The 13,635-nt window shown below is 56.3% G+C and carries 12 protein-coding genes; 5 read left to right on the forward strand and 7 right to left on the reverse strand.

Annotated features, from left to right (window positions below):
• Positions 1-4: 4 nt before the first annotated feature.
• A complete protein-coding gene (proB, locus tag JT31_RS07865; RefSeq protein ID WP_008457354.1) occupies positions 5-1,108 on the reverse strand; it encodes a glutamate 5-kinase in 1,104 nt (367 codons plus the stop codon).
• Between the two features lie 297 nt (positions 1,109-1,405).
• On the opposite strand from proB, the gene ompC reads away from it, so the two are divergent.
• Positions 1,406-2,515: a porin OmpC gene (gene ompC / locus JT31_RS07875; RefSeq protein ID WP_038475320.1), complete on the forward strand. Its 1,110-nt coding sequence runs from the start codon at positions 1,406-1,408 to the stop codon at positions 2,513-2,515.
• Between the two features lie 55 nt (positions 2,516-2,570).
• Here the strand turns inward: ompC and crl are convergent, their stop codons facing one another.
• The 3 genes from crl to gpt form a co-directional block, all read right to left on the reverse strand.
• Positions 2,571-2,972 (reverse strand): sigma factor-binding protein Crl, encoded by a 402-nt coding sequence (gene crl, locus JT31_RS07880; RefSeq protein WP_038475322.1) that lies wholly within the window; start codon positions 2,970-2,972, stop codon positions 2,571-2,573.
• Positions 2,973-3,029: 57 nt separating this feature from the next.
• A complete protein-coding gene (gene frsA / locus JT31_RS07885; protein ID WP_038475325.1) occupies positions 3,030-4,277 on the reverse strand; it encodes an esterase FrsA in 1,248 nt (415 codons plus the stop codon).
• Positions 4,278-4,388: 111 nt separating this feature from the next.
• A complete protein-coding gene (gene gpt / locus JT31_RS07890; RefSeq protein WP_008457349.1) occupies positions 4,389-4,847 on the reverse strand; it encodes a xanthine phosphoribosyltransferase in 459 nt (152 codons plus the stop codon).
• Between the two features lie 255 nt (positions 4,848-5,102).
• Between gpt and pepD the strand changes: the two genes are divergently transcribed.
• The gene (gene pepD, locus JT31_RS07895; RefSeq protein WP_038475328.1) at positions 5,103-6,560 is read left to right on the forward strand and encodes a beta-Ala-His dipeptidase; all 1,458 of its coding nucleotides are present in this window, start codon (positions 5,103-5,105) and stop codon (positions 6,558-6,560) included.
• A gap of 54 nt (positions 6,561-6,614) precedes the next feature.
• Here the strand turns inward: pepD and dinB are convergent, their stop codons facing one another.
• Entirely contained in the window at positions 6,615-7,670 is a 1,056-nt protein-coding gene (gene dinB, locus JT31_RS07900) for a DNA polymerase IV (protein WP_038475330.1), read from the reverse strand.
• Positions 7,671-7,962: 292 nt separating this feature from the next.
• Here dinB and dpaA point away from each other — a divergent pair, with 292 nt between their 5' ends.
• Positions 7,963-8,703 (forward strand): peptidoglycan meso-diaminopimelic acid protein amidase, encoded by a 741-nt coding sequence (gene dpaA, locus JT31_RS07905; protein WP_038475333.1) that lies wholly within the window; start codon positions 7,963-7,965, stop codon positions 8,701-8,703.
• Here dpaA and JT31_RS07910 read toward each other — a convergent pair.
• Together JT31_RS07910 and lpcA are read right to left on the reverse strand one after the other, a co-directional pair.
• A complete protein-coding gene (locus JT31_RS07910; RefSeq protein ID WP_038475335.1) occupies positions 8,674-9,441 on the reverse strand; it encodes a class II glutamine amidotransferase in 768 nt (255 codons plus the stop codon). The two genes, dpaA and JT31_RS07910, sit on opposite strands and share 30 nt — an antisense overlap.
• Positions 9,442-9,496: 55 nt before the next feature.
• Positions 9,497-10,078: a D-sedoheptulose 7-phosphate isomerase gene (gene lpcA, locus JT31_RS07915; protein WP_038475337.1), complete on the reverse strand. Its 582-nt coding sequence runs from the start codon at positions 10,076-10,078 to the stop codon at positions 9,497-9,499.
• A gap of 229 nt (positions 10,079-10,307) precedes the next feature.
• On the opposite strand from lpcA, the gene fadE reads away from it, so the two are divergent.
• Positions 10,308-12,752: an acyl-CoA dehydrogenase FadE gene (fadE, locus tag JT31_RS07920; RefSeq protein WP_038475340.1), complete on the forward strand. Its 2,445-nt coding sequence runs from the start codon at positions 10,308-10,310 to the stop codon at positions 12,750-12,752.
• A 96-nt stretch (positions 12,753-12,848) separates the two neighbouring features.
• Complete coding sequence (locus JT31_RS07925) at positions 12,849-13,616, forward strand: amidohydrolase (protein ID WP_038475342.1); 768 nt, start codon at positions 12,849-12,851, stop codon at positions 13,614-13,616.
• Positions 13,617-13,635 lie beyond the last annotated feature (19 nt).

Here is a 13,635-nt window from a genome sequence, read left to right on the forward strand (position 1 = left end):
CTCCTTAATTAACAATCATGTCGTCGCGATGCACGGCCACCGGGCCATATTCATAGCCGAGGATGTCGTCGATTTGCTGGGAGTGGTGCCCGGCAATACGGCGCAGGGCGTCGCTGTTGTAGCGGCAAACGCCGTGGGCGATGTCGCGCCCTTCCAGGCTACGAATGCGGATCACCTCACCACGGGAGAAGTTACCGCTCACGCTTTTGATGCCTTTAGGCAGCAATGAGCTGCCGCGTTCCAGAATAGCGGACAATGCGCCGTCATCCACGGTGATTTCACCGGCTGGCGGGGCGCCGAAGATCCAGCGTTTGCGGTTCTCCAGCGGAGACTGCTGCGCGTGGAAGCGCGTGCCGACGGGGTTCCCGGCCATCACGTCGCCAATAACGCCAGGCTTGCTGCCTGCGGCGATGATCACGTCGATGCCAGCGCGGCAGGCTACGTCGGCCGCCTGCAGTTTAGTGCCCATGCCACCTGTGCCAAGGCCAGAAACGCTGTCGCCCGCGATGGCGCGCAGCGCGTCGTCGATGCCGTGCACTTCTTTAATCAGTTCCGCTGCCGGGTTGTTACGCGGGTCAGCGGTATACAGGCCCTGCTGGTCGGTGAGCAGCAGCAGCTTGTCGGCCCCGGCCAGAATCGCCGCCAGCGCAGAAAGGTTGTCGTTATCGCCCACTTTGATTTCCGCCGTCGCCACGGCGTCGTTTTCATTAATGACCGGCACAATGTTGTTATCTAACAGCGCCCTGAGCGTGTCGCGGGCATTAAGGAAGCGCTCGCGGTCTTCCATATCGGCGCGGGTGAGCAGCATCTGCCCGACGTGAATGCCGTAAATAGAGAACAACTGTTCCCAAAGCTGAATCAGGCGACTTTGCCCTACCGCGGCCAGCAGCTGCTTGGACGCGATGGTGGCGGGGAGTTCGGGGTAACCGAGGTGTTCACGCCCGGCGGCAATCGCCCCGGAGGTCACAATCACAATACGATGCCCCGCCGCGTGCAGCTGGGCACACTGGCGAACCAGTTCAACAATATGGGCGCGGTTCAGGCGGCGGGAGCCACCGGTTAATACGCTGGTGCCTAGTTTTACGACCAGCGTCTGGCTGTCACTCATGATTCTCTGCCGTTTCTACAAAAAAGGGGAAATTAAAAAGCCAGATGACGTTGTAACAGGACTCGCGCGGCTTGCCAACAGGCGCGTGGGAAAAGGGCTAATAAGCGAAAAGCGATCGCTGAAAATAGCGGATATATTTTACATTTTTATGACATATAAACTTTATTACGTTTATTTAATCTTTCTCCTAAATTGTCATAAATCTTTAATCTGAGAACGATAAAACCCTTCCTGTTTTTAGCGGGAGCCCGACTCCTGGAACAATTTTGCAAGCTTTCATCATTCTTGGGATAACAAATGAAAAAGAGCACACTGGCATTAGTGGTAATGGGCATCGTGGCTGCTTCTGCTTCTCAGGCAGCCGAAGTTTATAACAAAAACGGCAACAAGGTTGACCTGTACGGCCGCGTAAAAGCTGAGCATTACTTCAGCGACAACACCGGCTCTGACGGCGACCAGACCTACGCTCGCCTGGGCTTTAAAGGTGAAACTCAGATTAACAGCCAGCTGACCGGTTACGGCCAGTGGGAATACCAGATTGCGGGTAACAAAGCAGAAAACGACTCTACCGGCACCAAAACTCGCCTGGCGTTCGCGGGCCTGAAAGCCGGTGACTACGGCTCATTCGACTACGGTCGTAACTACGGCGTGCTGTACAACATCGCCTCTTACACCGATATGATGCCAGAGTTCGGCGATGACTCGTTCGTCAGAACCGACACCTTCATGACCGGCCGTGCGACCGGCGTGGCGACTTACCGCAACAACAACTTCTTCGGCCTGGTTGATGGCCTGAAGATGGCTCTGCAATACCAGGGCAAAAACGGGGCTGACAGCGCGAACACCCGCAGCGACACCTCTCGCCAGAACGGTGACGGCTTCGGCACCAGCCTGTCTTACGACATCGCTGACACCGGCCTGAGCGTGGGCGCAGCCTACGCCAACTCTAACCGTACCAACGCGCAGAAAGCGTCTGTTTACGGTAAAGGCGACAAAGCTGAAGCCTGGACTACCGGCATCAAGTACGACAAAAACAACGTTTACCTGGCAACCATGTACGCTGAAACCCGCAACATGAACCCAATCAGCGTCCCGGGTTCCCTGGCAGGCACCAGCAGCAGCGTGTCTGGTTTTGCTAACAAAAACCAGGCGTTCGAAGCCATCGCTCAGTACCAGTTCGACTTCGGCCTGCGTCCATCCCTGGGCTATGTTCAGTCCAAAGCGAAAGACATCGAAGGGATTGGTGATGCGGATCTGGTGAAATACATCGACGTAGCCGCCACCTACTACTTCAACAAAAACATGTCTGCGTTTGTTGATTACAAAATCAACCAGCTGAGCGACAACAATAAGTTGAAGCTGAACAACGACGACGTTGTTGCGGTTGGTATGGTTTACCAGTTCTAATTCGCGATACTGCGGACAAAAAAATCCCCGTCAGGTTGACGGGGATTTTTTATTTTCAGGCGGAGAGTTTTAGCTTTTTTTCAGCGAAGTTCTCGGCGGGTACCAGCCCAAGCTCAAGGCTGGCGAGTAAATCTTTCAGGCGTTTGTGGAAACCGCGCAGCGTCTGCTCCAGTTTTTCGTCCACTTCTTTGTCTTTTGCCGGGGTTGCCGTCCATTTACCGTCTTTATCGAACAGGCCGAACTGCCAGGTGTAGGTAAACTGCTTTTCCTGGGCTTCCAGCACCATCCACCATCCCCAAAATTCACGTTTCTCCGGCGCGGGCTTTACGTTAACGCACACCGCCAGGCAATCGAAGAAGAAACGGTTATCTGCACACTGCTCTTCCCGGATGTACGGGCCAAGCGCGGCGAACTTTCTGATCAGTCTACTTTTCGGGTGTCCACTCGGTAACGTCATTACGATCTCCTGTTGTGAAGCAACTGTTTTAGCAAACAGCCAAAATTTAGCAAATATTTAACGTAATCTTTGTTTCACCCAGCCGGTAATTTCTTTAAGCGCTTTGTCAAAGTTTTGATACACCGGGTTAAACGGGATCTGGAGTAATTTGCCGTCGGCAGATGACGAAGTGATTAAACGAGATTCTTCTTCCGGGCTGAACGGATCGTTTTCCCAAAAACCAGACAGCATTGGCGTTGGGCAGCGGCGGCCCAGCAGGCCCTGGGTTTTCAGCGAGTAGCGGTTCAGCTCCACGCTCAGCGCGCTGTCGGAGATGGAGGTCATGCCAAGGCGGCTGGCCAGCACGTCAATGTACATTTCCGGCACGTTGGCCTGGCGCTGCGGGTCGCTCAGCAGCGCGTGAACCACCGGCCCAAGGCAGGCCACGGCTTTCAGGCGCGATGCTTCCAGGTAAGCCAGGCGCACGGCAACGTTGGCGCCAAAGCGGAAGCCAAATGCCGCCACGCGTGTATGGTCCACCCACGGAATGTTAGGCAGTGCTTTTAGCACGTGCTGGTGCAGCACGCTCGAATCCTGCGTCAGCTTCCACTTGGAAGAGAAGCCGACCGACGGCATGTCGATGGTCAGCATCGCGATGCCCTGCGGCGCAAAGTATTTCTCAAACAGGCTGTAATAATCGCTCTGTAGGGCATCCAGGCCGCCGCACATCAGCACGGTAGGGAATGGCCCTTCTGCCCCCTTAGGCATATGCAGGAAGCCGCTGATGGTGCCGCCGCCGGTCATCGGGAATTCCAGCTCGCGCAGCCCGCCGGACAGCCGGGGAGCAGCTTCTTCATAAGCGCGGTTAGCCAGTACCTGAGCCTGCTCGGCCAGCGCATCACCTTTCAGGTGCGGGTAGGCCGCAATGCTGTAAAGGTTTGCAGCCTGTAGCCAGCATTTGCCGATTTTCTCTTCGTCGGTTTCCTGGCCCGCACGCTGCTGCCAGAGCATCGCCTGCTTCGACCATTCGTAGATCCAGTTGCCGCCGCGGTAGCCCATCACGGTATCAAACAGCTCGTCGTTAGTTCGCTCAGCCTCCGTGCAGGCAATCCTGGCCTGAACTTCAAGGATTTCACGCGGATCGACCCCGCGCCAGATCCACATCAGGCGATTGATCATGCGATACCAGTGAGGCGCGTTTTTGCCGTCCAGCGTGGACTGAATCGCCGGCGTTGCGGTATGCCGCGCACGACGCACCAGCGTGGACGTTTCCGGGTGTTTGAATCTTGGCTTAAAGAGGGTTTCGCTTAGGTTGGCCTGCGACATCGTTTCACTGCCTCCATGAATACGAGAAACGTCGCTATTGTAGCCTGATACGGCCTAAATAACACAAACGCCCGGCAGTGCCGGGCGTAAATCAATGCAAATTTAAGGGGATTAACGGCCGGCCAACGGCGGCACGAACACCACGCCCATATCCCACGGCTGCTCAATCCAGGTGTCCTGCGGGATATCAATCACGTAATCGTCCACCAGCGGCTGACCGGCTGGTTTGGCGAAGATGGTGACGAAATGAGCTTTCGGATACATTTCGCGAATCGCCACTGCGGTACCGCCAGTATCCACCAGGTCATCAATCACGATGAAACCTTCACCGTCGCCTTCCGCACGCTTCAGCACGGTCAGCTCACGCTGGTTGTCGTGGTCGTAGCTGGAGATGCAAACGGTATCAACATGGCGAATACCCAGTTCACGAGCCAGCAGCGCGCCCGGCACCAGGCCACCACGGCTAACGGCAATAATGCCTTTCCACTGTTCGGCTGGTAGCAGACGCTGAGCCAGTTTGCGGGCGTGAATCTGCAACATGTCCCAGGTGACGACGTATTTTTCGCTCATGTGAAGTATCCCGGCCTGTAAATAACGGCTTAAAAAGTATTCGAAGGGGTTTTGGTTGCGCGAGATTATAGAGATCTGGCGCACTAAAAACCAGTGCTGCGGGCTATTGGCAGCCGATTTTGCTCTTATTCAACCTTCACGCAACAAAAGAAAGTGGTATTCTCAGGACATCGCGCAAGCCGTGCTTGTGGTGTAAATGAACCCGGCCTAAAACGTGACCGGTAAGCCAAAAAAATGACTCCAGGGAGACTCAACGTGTCTGAATTGTCTCAATTATCTCCACAGCCGCTGTGGGATATTTTTGCCAAAATCTGTTCTATTCCGCACCCGTCCTATCACGAAGAAGCGCTGGCGGAACACATCCTGTCCTGGGCAAAAGAAAAAGGCCTGCACGTAGAGCGCGACCAGGTGGGTAACATCCTGCTTCGCAAGCCAGCCACTCCAGGCATGGAAAACCGCAAACCTGTGGCGCTTCAGGCGCACCTCGATATGGTGCCGCAGAAGAATAACGATACCGTGCACGACTTCGCCAAAGATCCAATCCAGCCGTACATCGACGGCGAGTGGGTCAAAGCGCGTGGCACCACTCTGGGTGCGGACAACGGCATTGGCATGGCGTCCGCGCTGGCGGTGCTGGCTGACGACTCTGTAGAGCATGGCCCGCTGGAAGTGCTGCTGACCATGACCGAAGAAGCCGGCATGGACGGCGCGTTTGGCCTGCAGGCTGGCTGGATGCAGGCAGATATCCTGATCAACACCGACTCCGAAACGGAAGGTGAGATCTACATGGGCTGCGCGGGCGGCATCGATTTCATCACTACGCTGCCGCTGCAGCGTGAAGCGGTTCCAGCCGGTTTTGAAACCATCAAGCTGACTATTAAAGGGCTGAAGGGCGGCCACTCCGGGGCAGATATCCACCTGGGCCTGGGTAACGCCAACAAGCTGCTGGCTCGCTTCCTGCTTGCTCACGCTGCGGAACTGGATGCTCGCCTGCTTGACCTGAACGGCGGCACCCTGCGTAACGCAATCCCGCGTGAAGCCTTCGCCACGCTGGCTGTACCAGCCGCGAAAGCCGCTGAGCTGAAGTCTGCGGCTAACGACTACCTCGCAGTTCTGAAAAACGAACTGTCTGCGGTAGAGAAGAACATCACCGTGCTGGTGGAAGCCACAAGCTCCGACAAACAGGCGCTGACCGCTAAAACTCGCGACACCTTCCTGCACCTGCTGAACGCCACGCCAAACGGCGTGATCCGTAATTCCGACGCGGTGAAAGGCGTGGTTGAGACGTCCCTGAACGCGGGCGTCGTGACCATGAGCGACGACAGTGCAGAAATCATCTGCCTGATTCGCTCCCTGATCGACTCCGGTAAAGACTACGTGGTTAGCGTGCTGGAATCACTGGGTGAGCTGGCCGGAGCGAAAACCGTGGCGAAAGGCAGCTACCCTGGCTGGCAGCCGGATGCGAACTCTCCGGTGATGGGTCTGGTGCGTGAGACTTACCAGAAGCTGTTCAACAAAACCCCGAACATTATGGTTATCCACGCCGGTCTGGAATGCGGTCTGTTCAAAAAACCTTACCCGGAGATGGATATGGTTTCCATCGGGCCAACCATTACCGGCCCACACTCCCCGGACGAGCAGGTTCACATTGAGAGCGTTGGCCAGTACTGGACGCTGCTGACCGAGCTGCTGAAGGCGATTCCGGCGAAGTAATTTTTACCCTCACCCTAACCCTCTCCCTAAAAGGGAGAGGGGATTTTCTTCGCCCTACAGCCCCAGCAACAGCTGCCTTTCCAGCTGCGGGTCGAGCAGGGTCACGTGCAGCCCCACCAGCCGAACACCTCGCCCTCCCCTTCGTTCTGCCCACGTTTTGCGGGCGGTGGCGATCAAGTCTTCTTTATTCAGCTTCGGCCAGACGTGTTCCTGGGTCGTCAGCTGGAAATCGTTAAATTTGAGCTTGATGCCCTGGCGGGCGATGCGCAGGTCGGCGCGTTCTTTGGACAGCCGCCGCTCAAGCTCCGGGTACAGGCGCTCGATAATCTCTTCGCATTCGTGCCACTCGTGAATATCTTCCGCCAGCGTACGCTCCACGCCAACCGACTTTCTCTGGCGATCGTTACTGATTTCCCGCTCATCAATCCCCTGGCTGCGCTCCCAAAGCACCCGACCAAATTTGCCGAAGCGCTTTAACAGCATCGCCAGGTCGGCATTTTGCACGTCGGCACAGGTTCGCAGCCCGAGCGTTTCCAGCTTTGCTACCGTCACTTTGCCAACGCCGGGGATCTTCCCTAACGGCAGCGTCGCTAAAAAGTCAGGCACCTGTTCGGGCGTAATCACGAACTGGCCGTTCGGTTTATTGAGATCGGAGGCAATCTTCGCCAGAAACTTGATCGGCGCAATGCCCGCCGAGGCGGTCAGGTTTAGCTCGTCGGAAATAGCCTGCCGAATATCACGGGCAATTAACGTCGCCGAGCCCTGGCAATGGCCGCAGTGGGTGACGTCCAGATAAGCTTCATCCAGCGACAGAGGCTCAATGAGCGGGGTATAGCGGGAGAAAATTTCACGAATATGGTTGGAGGCTTCTTTATAGGCGTCGAACCGGCCCGGCAGCAGAGTGAGGTGCGGGCAGAGTTTTAGCGCCATCGCGGTCGACATCGCGCTGCGCACGCCGTATTTTCTGGCAGGGTAATTCGCCGTGCTGATCACGCCTCGCCGCTGGGCGCTGCCACCAATCGCCAGCGGGATATCGCGCAGGGCCGGATTATCACGCATCTCAACGGCGGCAAAAAAGCAGTCCATATCGACATGAATGATTTTGCGCATGCTCACTCAACCAGAAAAATAACACTGGATAAGTATACAGCTTATTTTCGATATGGGGAAATCGCCGTGGAGCGGCCAGAACATAAAAGCAAGCGACATGACGATCGGCAAAAAGTGACCTGGCGCTAAAACTCCAATTGATTCCAATAAAATGTGTAAACGCCCCAGTCTGGAACTTGCGAAAATCAACCACAATGCTAATGTGAGCGCAATCCTGTACAGATTTTTCTGATTTCGGGTCCCTTTAGCCGTCCTGGCTGTTAGTTGCAGGTTTATCAAGGAATCAAGCAGTATGCGTAAGATCGCACTGATTATTGCGATGCTCTCTATGCCGTTTTTCTCTTTCGCCAGCCTGCTTAATAGCAGCGGTGTCGCCGCCCCTGTCGGCAAAGACAGCAGACAGCAGCTCATGGGCTCCCCGGTTTATATTCAAATCTTTAAAGAAGAGCGCACCCTGGAACTGTGGGTGAAGATGGGCGAGCAGTATCAGCTGCTCAATAGCTATCGCATCTGTAACTATTCCGGCGGCCTGGGACCAAAACAGCGCCAGGGCGATTTTAAAAGCCCGGAAGGGTTTTATAGCGTTGATCGCAGTCAGCTAAAACCGGACAGCCGTTTCTATAAAGCCATTAATATTGGCTTCCCGAACGATTTTGACCGCGCTCACGGCTATGAAGGGAAATACCTGATGATTCACGGTGCCTGCGTGTCGATTGGCTGCTACGCCATGACCGACTCCGGCATCGACGAAATTTTCCAGTTTGTGACCGGCGCTTTAGTGTTCGGCCAGCCGCGCGTTCAGGTGAGTATTTTCCCGTTCCGCATGACCGACGCCAACATGGAACGCCACAAGTACTCCACCTACATCAACTTCTGGAAAGAGCTGAAGCCTGGCTATGACTACTTCGCGGCCAACCATCAGCCGCCGGGCGTGGCCGTGGTCAGCGGGAACTACGTCATCAGCAAACCTGCCGTGATGACGCCGGTTCAGCCGCAGCTGGCTTCAAACTATAAGCTCACCGAGGCAAAATAACGCCGACTTGCCTGGCTCAATTTTGTGCCAGGTTTCGTTGGCGGTGAGCGGCTGAGTGGCAATGACCGTGACCACATCGTTCGGTGTGGTCTCTGCCTGAAAGTCGATTTCCATATCCTGATCCAGCAGTTTAGCCACGCCGAAAGGCGCTCTGCGCGTGATCCAGAACAGGTTTGTCGAGCAGAACGCCATCACGTAACGCCCGTCCGACAGCAGCATGTTAAACACGCCCTTCTCTCTCAGCTCCGCACCCAGTTCAGTAATGTAACGGAATACCGCTTCCATATTGCCCGGCGTGCGCGGGTAGCGCTGCGTGAGCTTATGCAGCAGCCAGCAAAACGCCTGCTCGCTGTCGGTTTCACCAATCGGACGAAACGCCCCTGTATCCAACGAGCGGTAGCCTTTCAGCTGCCCGTTATGGGCATAGGTCCAGTTACGACCCCAAAGCTCGCGGGTAAACGGATGGGTATTTTCCAGCGCGACCTTGCCACGATTAGCCTGGCGAATGTGCGCGATAACCGAGCAGGATTTAATCGGGTAGTCCTGGACGAGACGGGCGATGGGCGAGTTGAAGCTCGGCTGCGGATCTTTAAAAGTGCGACAGCCTTTCCCTTCATAGAAGGTAATACCCCAGCCGTCTTTATGGGGACCAGTTCCGCCCCCGCGCTGCACCAGTCCGGTAAAACTAAAGCAGATATCCGTCGGTACGTTGGCACTCATCCCGAGCAGTTCGCACATCTTTTCTCTCCCACAACGAATGCCTCTGCCCGGAAAGAGCAGAGGACATTTCGGGCTAAGCTTTAACCATTTCTTTTTCGATTAACTGAATCAGGATGTGGATCACTTTGATGTGAATTTCCTGAATGCGATCCGCATAGCCGAAGTGCGGCACGCGAATTTCGATGTCTGCCGTACCGGCCATTTTACCGCCGTCTTTCCCGGTCAGGGTGATGACTTTCATGCCTTTCGCACGAGCAGCTTCGATAGCTTTGATGATGTTGCCTGAGTTACCGGAAGTGGAGATCCCCAGCAGCACGTCGCCTTCGCGGCCCACGGCCTCAACGTAGCGAGAGAACACGTGGTCGTAGCCGAAATCGTTACTGACGCAGGAGATGTGGCTCACGTCTGAAATCGCGATCGCCGGGTAGCCCGGGCGGTTTTCACGATAGCGGCCGGTTAACTCTTCCGCAAAGTGCATAGCATCGCAGTGTGAGCCACCGTTCCCGCAGGACAGTACTTTGCCGCCCGCTTTGAAACTGTCTGCCAGCAGCACCGCTGCGCGCTGAATGGCATGAATATTGGCTTCGTCCTTAAGGAAGTTAGTCAGCGTTTCCGCCGCTTCATTTAGCTCACTACGAATAAGATCCTGGTACATGAGGAGGTCCTTGAGGTTGGGATGAATTTCACATCCGGCAGTGTACCGGATAGCGCCGAAAGCGAGAAGCGTAACCCCGCGTGTTTAGCCGGGGTTTTCCCTTGATGGGCGGCAACAATGTGAGCGAGGTTGTAATTATTTTGTAAACACATTGCTAAAGAAAGCAACATCCACTACAACCAATACATCTCAAGTGGTCAGACCTCCTACAAGCAAGGGAGCTTTCTTTATGTTGATTTTAAGTATTGTCCTTACCGTTGTTCTGCTGGGTGTGCTGTTCTATCACCAGGCAAATCTACTGCTTAGCAGCGTGATCCTGCTGGCCTGGACCGCCGCGCTGGGCTTCGCCGGCATCTGGTCGTTCTGGGTGCTGGTTCCGCTGGCGGTGATTCTGGTGCCGCTGCTAGTCACTCCACTGCGTAAAGCGCTGATCTCCGCGCCGGTCTTCCGTGGCTTCCGTAAAGTGATGCCGCCGATGTCCCGTACCGAAAAAGAAGCTATCGACGCCGGGACGACCTGGTGGGAAGGCGATCTGTTCCGCGGCAAACCTGACTGGCAAAAACTGCATAACTACCCGCAGCCAAAGCTGACCGAAGAGGAACAGGCGTTTATTGATGGCCCGGTTGAAGAAGCGTGCCGCATGGCGAACGACTTCCAGATAACCCATGAGCTGGCCGATCTGCCTCCTGAACTGTGGGCCTACCTGAAAGAACATCGCTTCTTCGCGATGATCATCAAGAAAGAGTACGGCGGCCTCGAGTTCTCCGCCTATGCTCAGGCTCGCGTGCTGCAAAAACTGTCCGGCGTTTCCGGGATCCTGGCGATTACCGTCGGCGTGCCTAACTCCTTAGGCCCGGGCGAACTGCTGCAGCATTACGGTACCGAAGAGCAAAAAGATCACTACCTGCCACGCCTGGCGCGCGGCCAGGAGATCCCTTGCTTCGCGCTGACCAGCCCGGAAGCCGGCTCTGACGCCGGTGCTATCCCTGATAGCGGCGTGGTTTGCATGGGCGAATGGCAGGGCGAGCAGGTGCTCGGTATGCGCCTGACCTGGAACAAACGCTATATCACGCTGGCGCCTATCGCTACCGTGCTGGGCCTGGCGTTTAAACTGTCTGACCCGAAACGCCTGCTCGGCGGCGAGGAAGACCTCGGCATTACCTGTGCGCTGATCCCAACCCATACCCCGGGTGTGGAGATCGGCAAACGCCACTTCCCGCTGAACGTGCCGTTCCAAAACGGTCCAACCCGTGGGCAAGACATCTTTGTACCTATCGACTTTATTATCGGCGGCCCGAAAATGGCCGGCCAGGGCTGGCGCATGCTGGTTGAATGTCTGTCCGTGGGGCGCGGTATTACCCTGCCGTCCAACGCCACCGGCGGCCTGAAATCCGTAGCAATGGCGACCGGCGCTTACGCTCACATCCGCCGCCAGTTCAAAATCTCTATCGGTAAAATGGAAGGGATTGAAGAGCCTCTGGCGCGCATCGCCGGTAACGCCTACGTGATGGATGCAGCCGCATCTTTGATTACCTACGGCATCGTGCTCGGCGAGAAGCCTGCTGTGCTGTCAGCCATTGTGAAGTACCACTGTACCCATCGCGGCCAGCGCGCCATTCTTGATGCGATGGATATCGTTGGCGGGAAAGGCATTATGCTCGGCGACGGTAACTTCGTGGCCCGTGCTTACCAGGGCGCGCCGATTGCCATCACCGTTGAAGGCGCCAACATTCTGACCCGCAGCATGATAATCTTCGGCCAGGGGGCAATTCGCTGCCATCCATACGTGCTGGAAGAGATGGCCGCCGCGCAGAATAACGACGTAAACGCCTTCGATAAGCTGCTGTTTAAACACATCGGCCACGTGGGCAGCAACAAAATGCGCAGCCTGTGGCTGGGCCTGACCAACGGCCTCGGCAGCAGCACGCCAACCCGCGACGCAACCAAACGCTACTACCAGTACATCAACCGCCTGAGCGCAAACCTTGCGCTGCTGTCGGACGTCTCCATGGCCGTGCTGGGCGGCAGCCTGAAGCGTCGGGAGCGTATCTCCGCTCGCCTGGGCGATGTGCTGAGCCAGCTGTATCTGGCTACTGCGGTGCTGAAGCGCTACGAAGATGAAGGCCGTAACGAAGCCGATCTGCCGCTGGTGCACTGGGGCGTGCAGGATGCGCTGTATCAGGCTGAACAGGCGATTGATGACCTGCTGCGCAACTTCCCGAACCGCTTTGTTGCCGGGACGCTGCGTCTGGTTATCTTCCCGCTGGGCCGCCGTTACGAAGCACCGTCTGACGTGCTGGACCACAAGCTGGCGAAAATCCTGCAGGTGCCGTCCGCAACCCGTTCGCGTATTGGCCGTGGTCAGTACCTGACGCCGAGCGAGCACAACCCTGCTGGCCTGCTGGAATCCGCGCTGCTGGATATTATGGCCGCCGAGCCGATTCACCAGCGCGTCTGTAAAGAGCTGAAGCGTAATCTGCCGTTCACTCGCCTGGATGAGCTGGCTAAACAGCTGCTGGCTGAAGGCAAAATCACCGCCGATGAGGCCGCGATTCTGACCAAAGCCGAAGCAAGCCGCCTGCGCAGCATTAACGTGGATGAGTTTGATCCGGAGGCGCTGGCAACACAGCCGGTGAAAGTGCCGGAAAAGCACAGAAAGGTTGAAGCCGCTTAACCATTAACCCCGCGAAAGCGGGGTTTTTTATTGCCAACAAAAACGCGTTTTCTCGTGCTACAGTGAAAGAAATATTCCGCTAAGAGGCTGCCGATTGTGTCTGGTCTGAAAGTTTCCGTTCTGCAACAACCGCTCGTCTGGATGGACGGTGCCGCAAACCTGCGTCACTTCGATGTACTGCTGGAGGACGTGCGCGGGCGTAACTTGATTATTCTGCCTGAAATGTTCACCACCGGCTTTGCGATGGAAGCCGCCGTGCAGTCGATGCCGGAACAGGAAGTGATTGACTGGATGCAGTTCAAAGCTCAGCAAACCCAGGCGATGATCGCCGGCAGCGCCGCGTTACAAACCGAACGTGGGCCGGTAAACCGTTTCCTGCTGGTTCAGCCGGACGGCAAAGTGCATTTCTACGATAAGCGCCACCTGTTCCGCATGGCGGATGAGCATCACCATTACCAGGCCGGCGAAGAACGCGTGATTATTGAGTGGCGAGGCTGGCGTATTTTACCGCTGGTTTGCTACGACCTGCGCTTCCCGGTGTGGTCACGTAACCGCAACGATTATGACCTGGCGCTTTACGTCGCCAACTGGCCAGCGCCGCGCTCGCTGCACTGGCAAAGCCTGCTGCAGGCGCGCGCTATTGAGAATCAGGCTTATGTCGCGGGCTGTAACCGCGTAGGCACCGACGGCAACGGCCACCATTACCGGGGCGACAGCCGGATTATCAGCCCACAGGGCGAGATCCTTGCCAGCGCCGAGCCGCACCAGGCGGCAAGGCTCGATGCCGACCTTTCGCTGATTGCGCTGCGCGAATATCGGGAAAAATTCCCGGCGTGGCAGGACGCCGATCCCTTCAGCCTGTAGTGAGGTACAAACCGGCCCA

It is taken from the genome of Cedecea neteri (assembly GCF_000757825.1).
GTDB classification, from domain to species: Bacteria; Pseudomonadota; Gammaproteobacteria; order Enterobacterales; family Enterobacteriaceae; genus Cedecea; species Cedecea selenatireducens.

What these genes read in the sequence shown, in the direction of transcription:
- frsA (WP_038475325.1), bottom strand. Translation starts at nt 4,277, where the DNA reads ATGTCGCAGGCCAACCTAAGCGAAACCCTCTTTAAGCCAAGATTCAAA.
- lpcA (WP_038475337.1), bottom strand. Translation starts at nt 10,078, where the DNA reads ATGTACCAGGATCTTATTCGTAGTGAGCTAAATGAAGCGGCGGAAACG.
- ompC (WP_038475320.1), top strand. Translation starts at nt 1,406, where the DNA reads ATGAAAAAGAGCACACTGGCATTAGTGGTAATGGGCATCGTGGCTGCT.
- proB (WP_008457354.1), bottom strand. Translation starts at nt 1,108, where the DNA reads ATGAGTGACAGCCAGACGCTGGTCGTAAAACTAGGCACCAGCGTATTA.
- crl (WP_038475322.1), bottom strand. Translation starts at nt 2,972, where the DNA reads ATGACGTTACCGAGTGGACACCCGAAAAGTAGACTGATCAGAAAGTTC.
- fadE (WP_038475340.1), top strand. Translation starts at nt 10,308, where the DNA reads ATGTTGATTTTAAGTATTGTCCTTACCGTTGTTCTGCTGGGTGTGCTG.
- JT31_RS07910 (WP_038475335.1), bottom strand. Translation starts at nt 9,441, where the DNA reads ATGTGCGAACTGCTCGGGATGAGTGCCAACGTACCGACGGATATCTGC.
- gpt (WP_008457349.1), bottom strand. Translation starts at nt 4,847, where the DNA reads ATGAGCGAAAAATACGTCGTCACCTGGGACATGTTGCAGATTCACGCC.
- dinB (WP_038475330.1), bottom strand. Translation starts at nt 7,670, where the DNA reads ATGCGCAAAATCATTCATGTCGATATGGACTGCTTTTTTGCCGCCGTT.
- dpaA (WP_038475333.1), top strand. Translation starts at nt 7,963, where the DNA reads ATGCGTAAGATCGCACTGATTATTGCGATGCTCTCTATGCCGTTTTTC.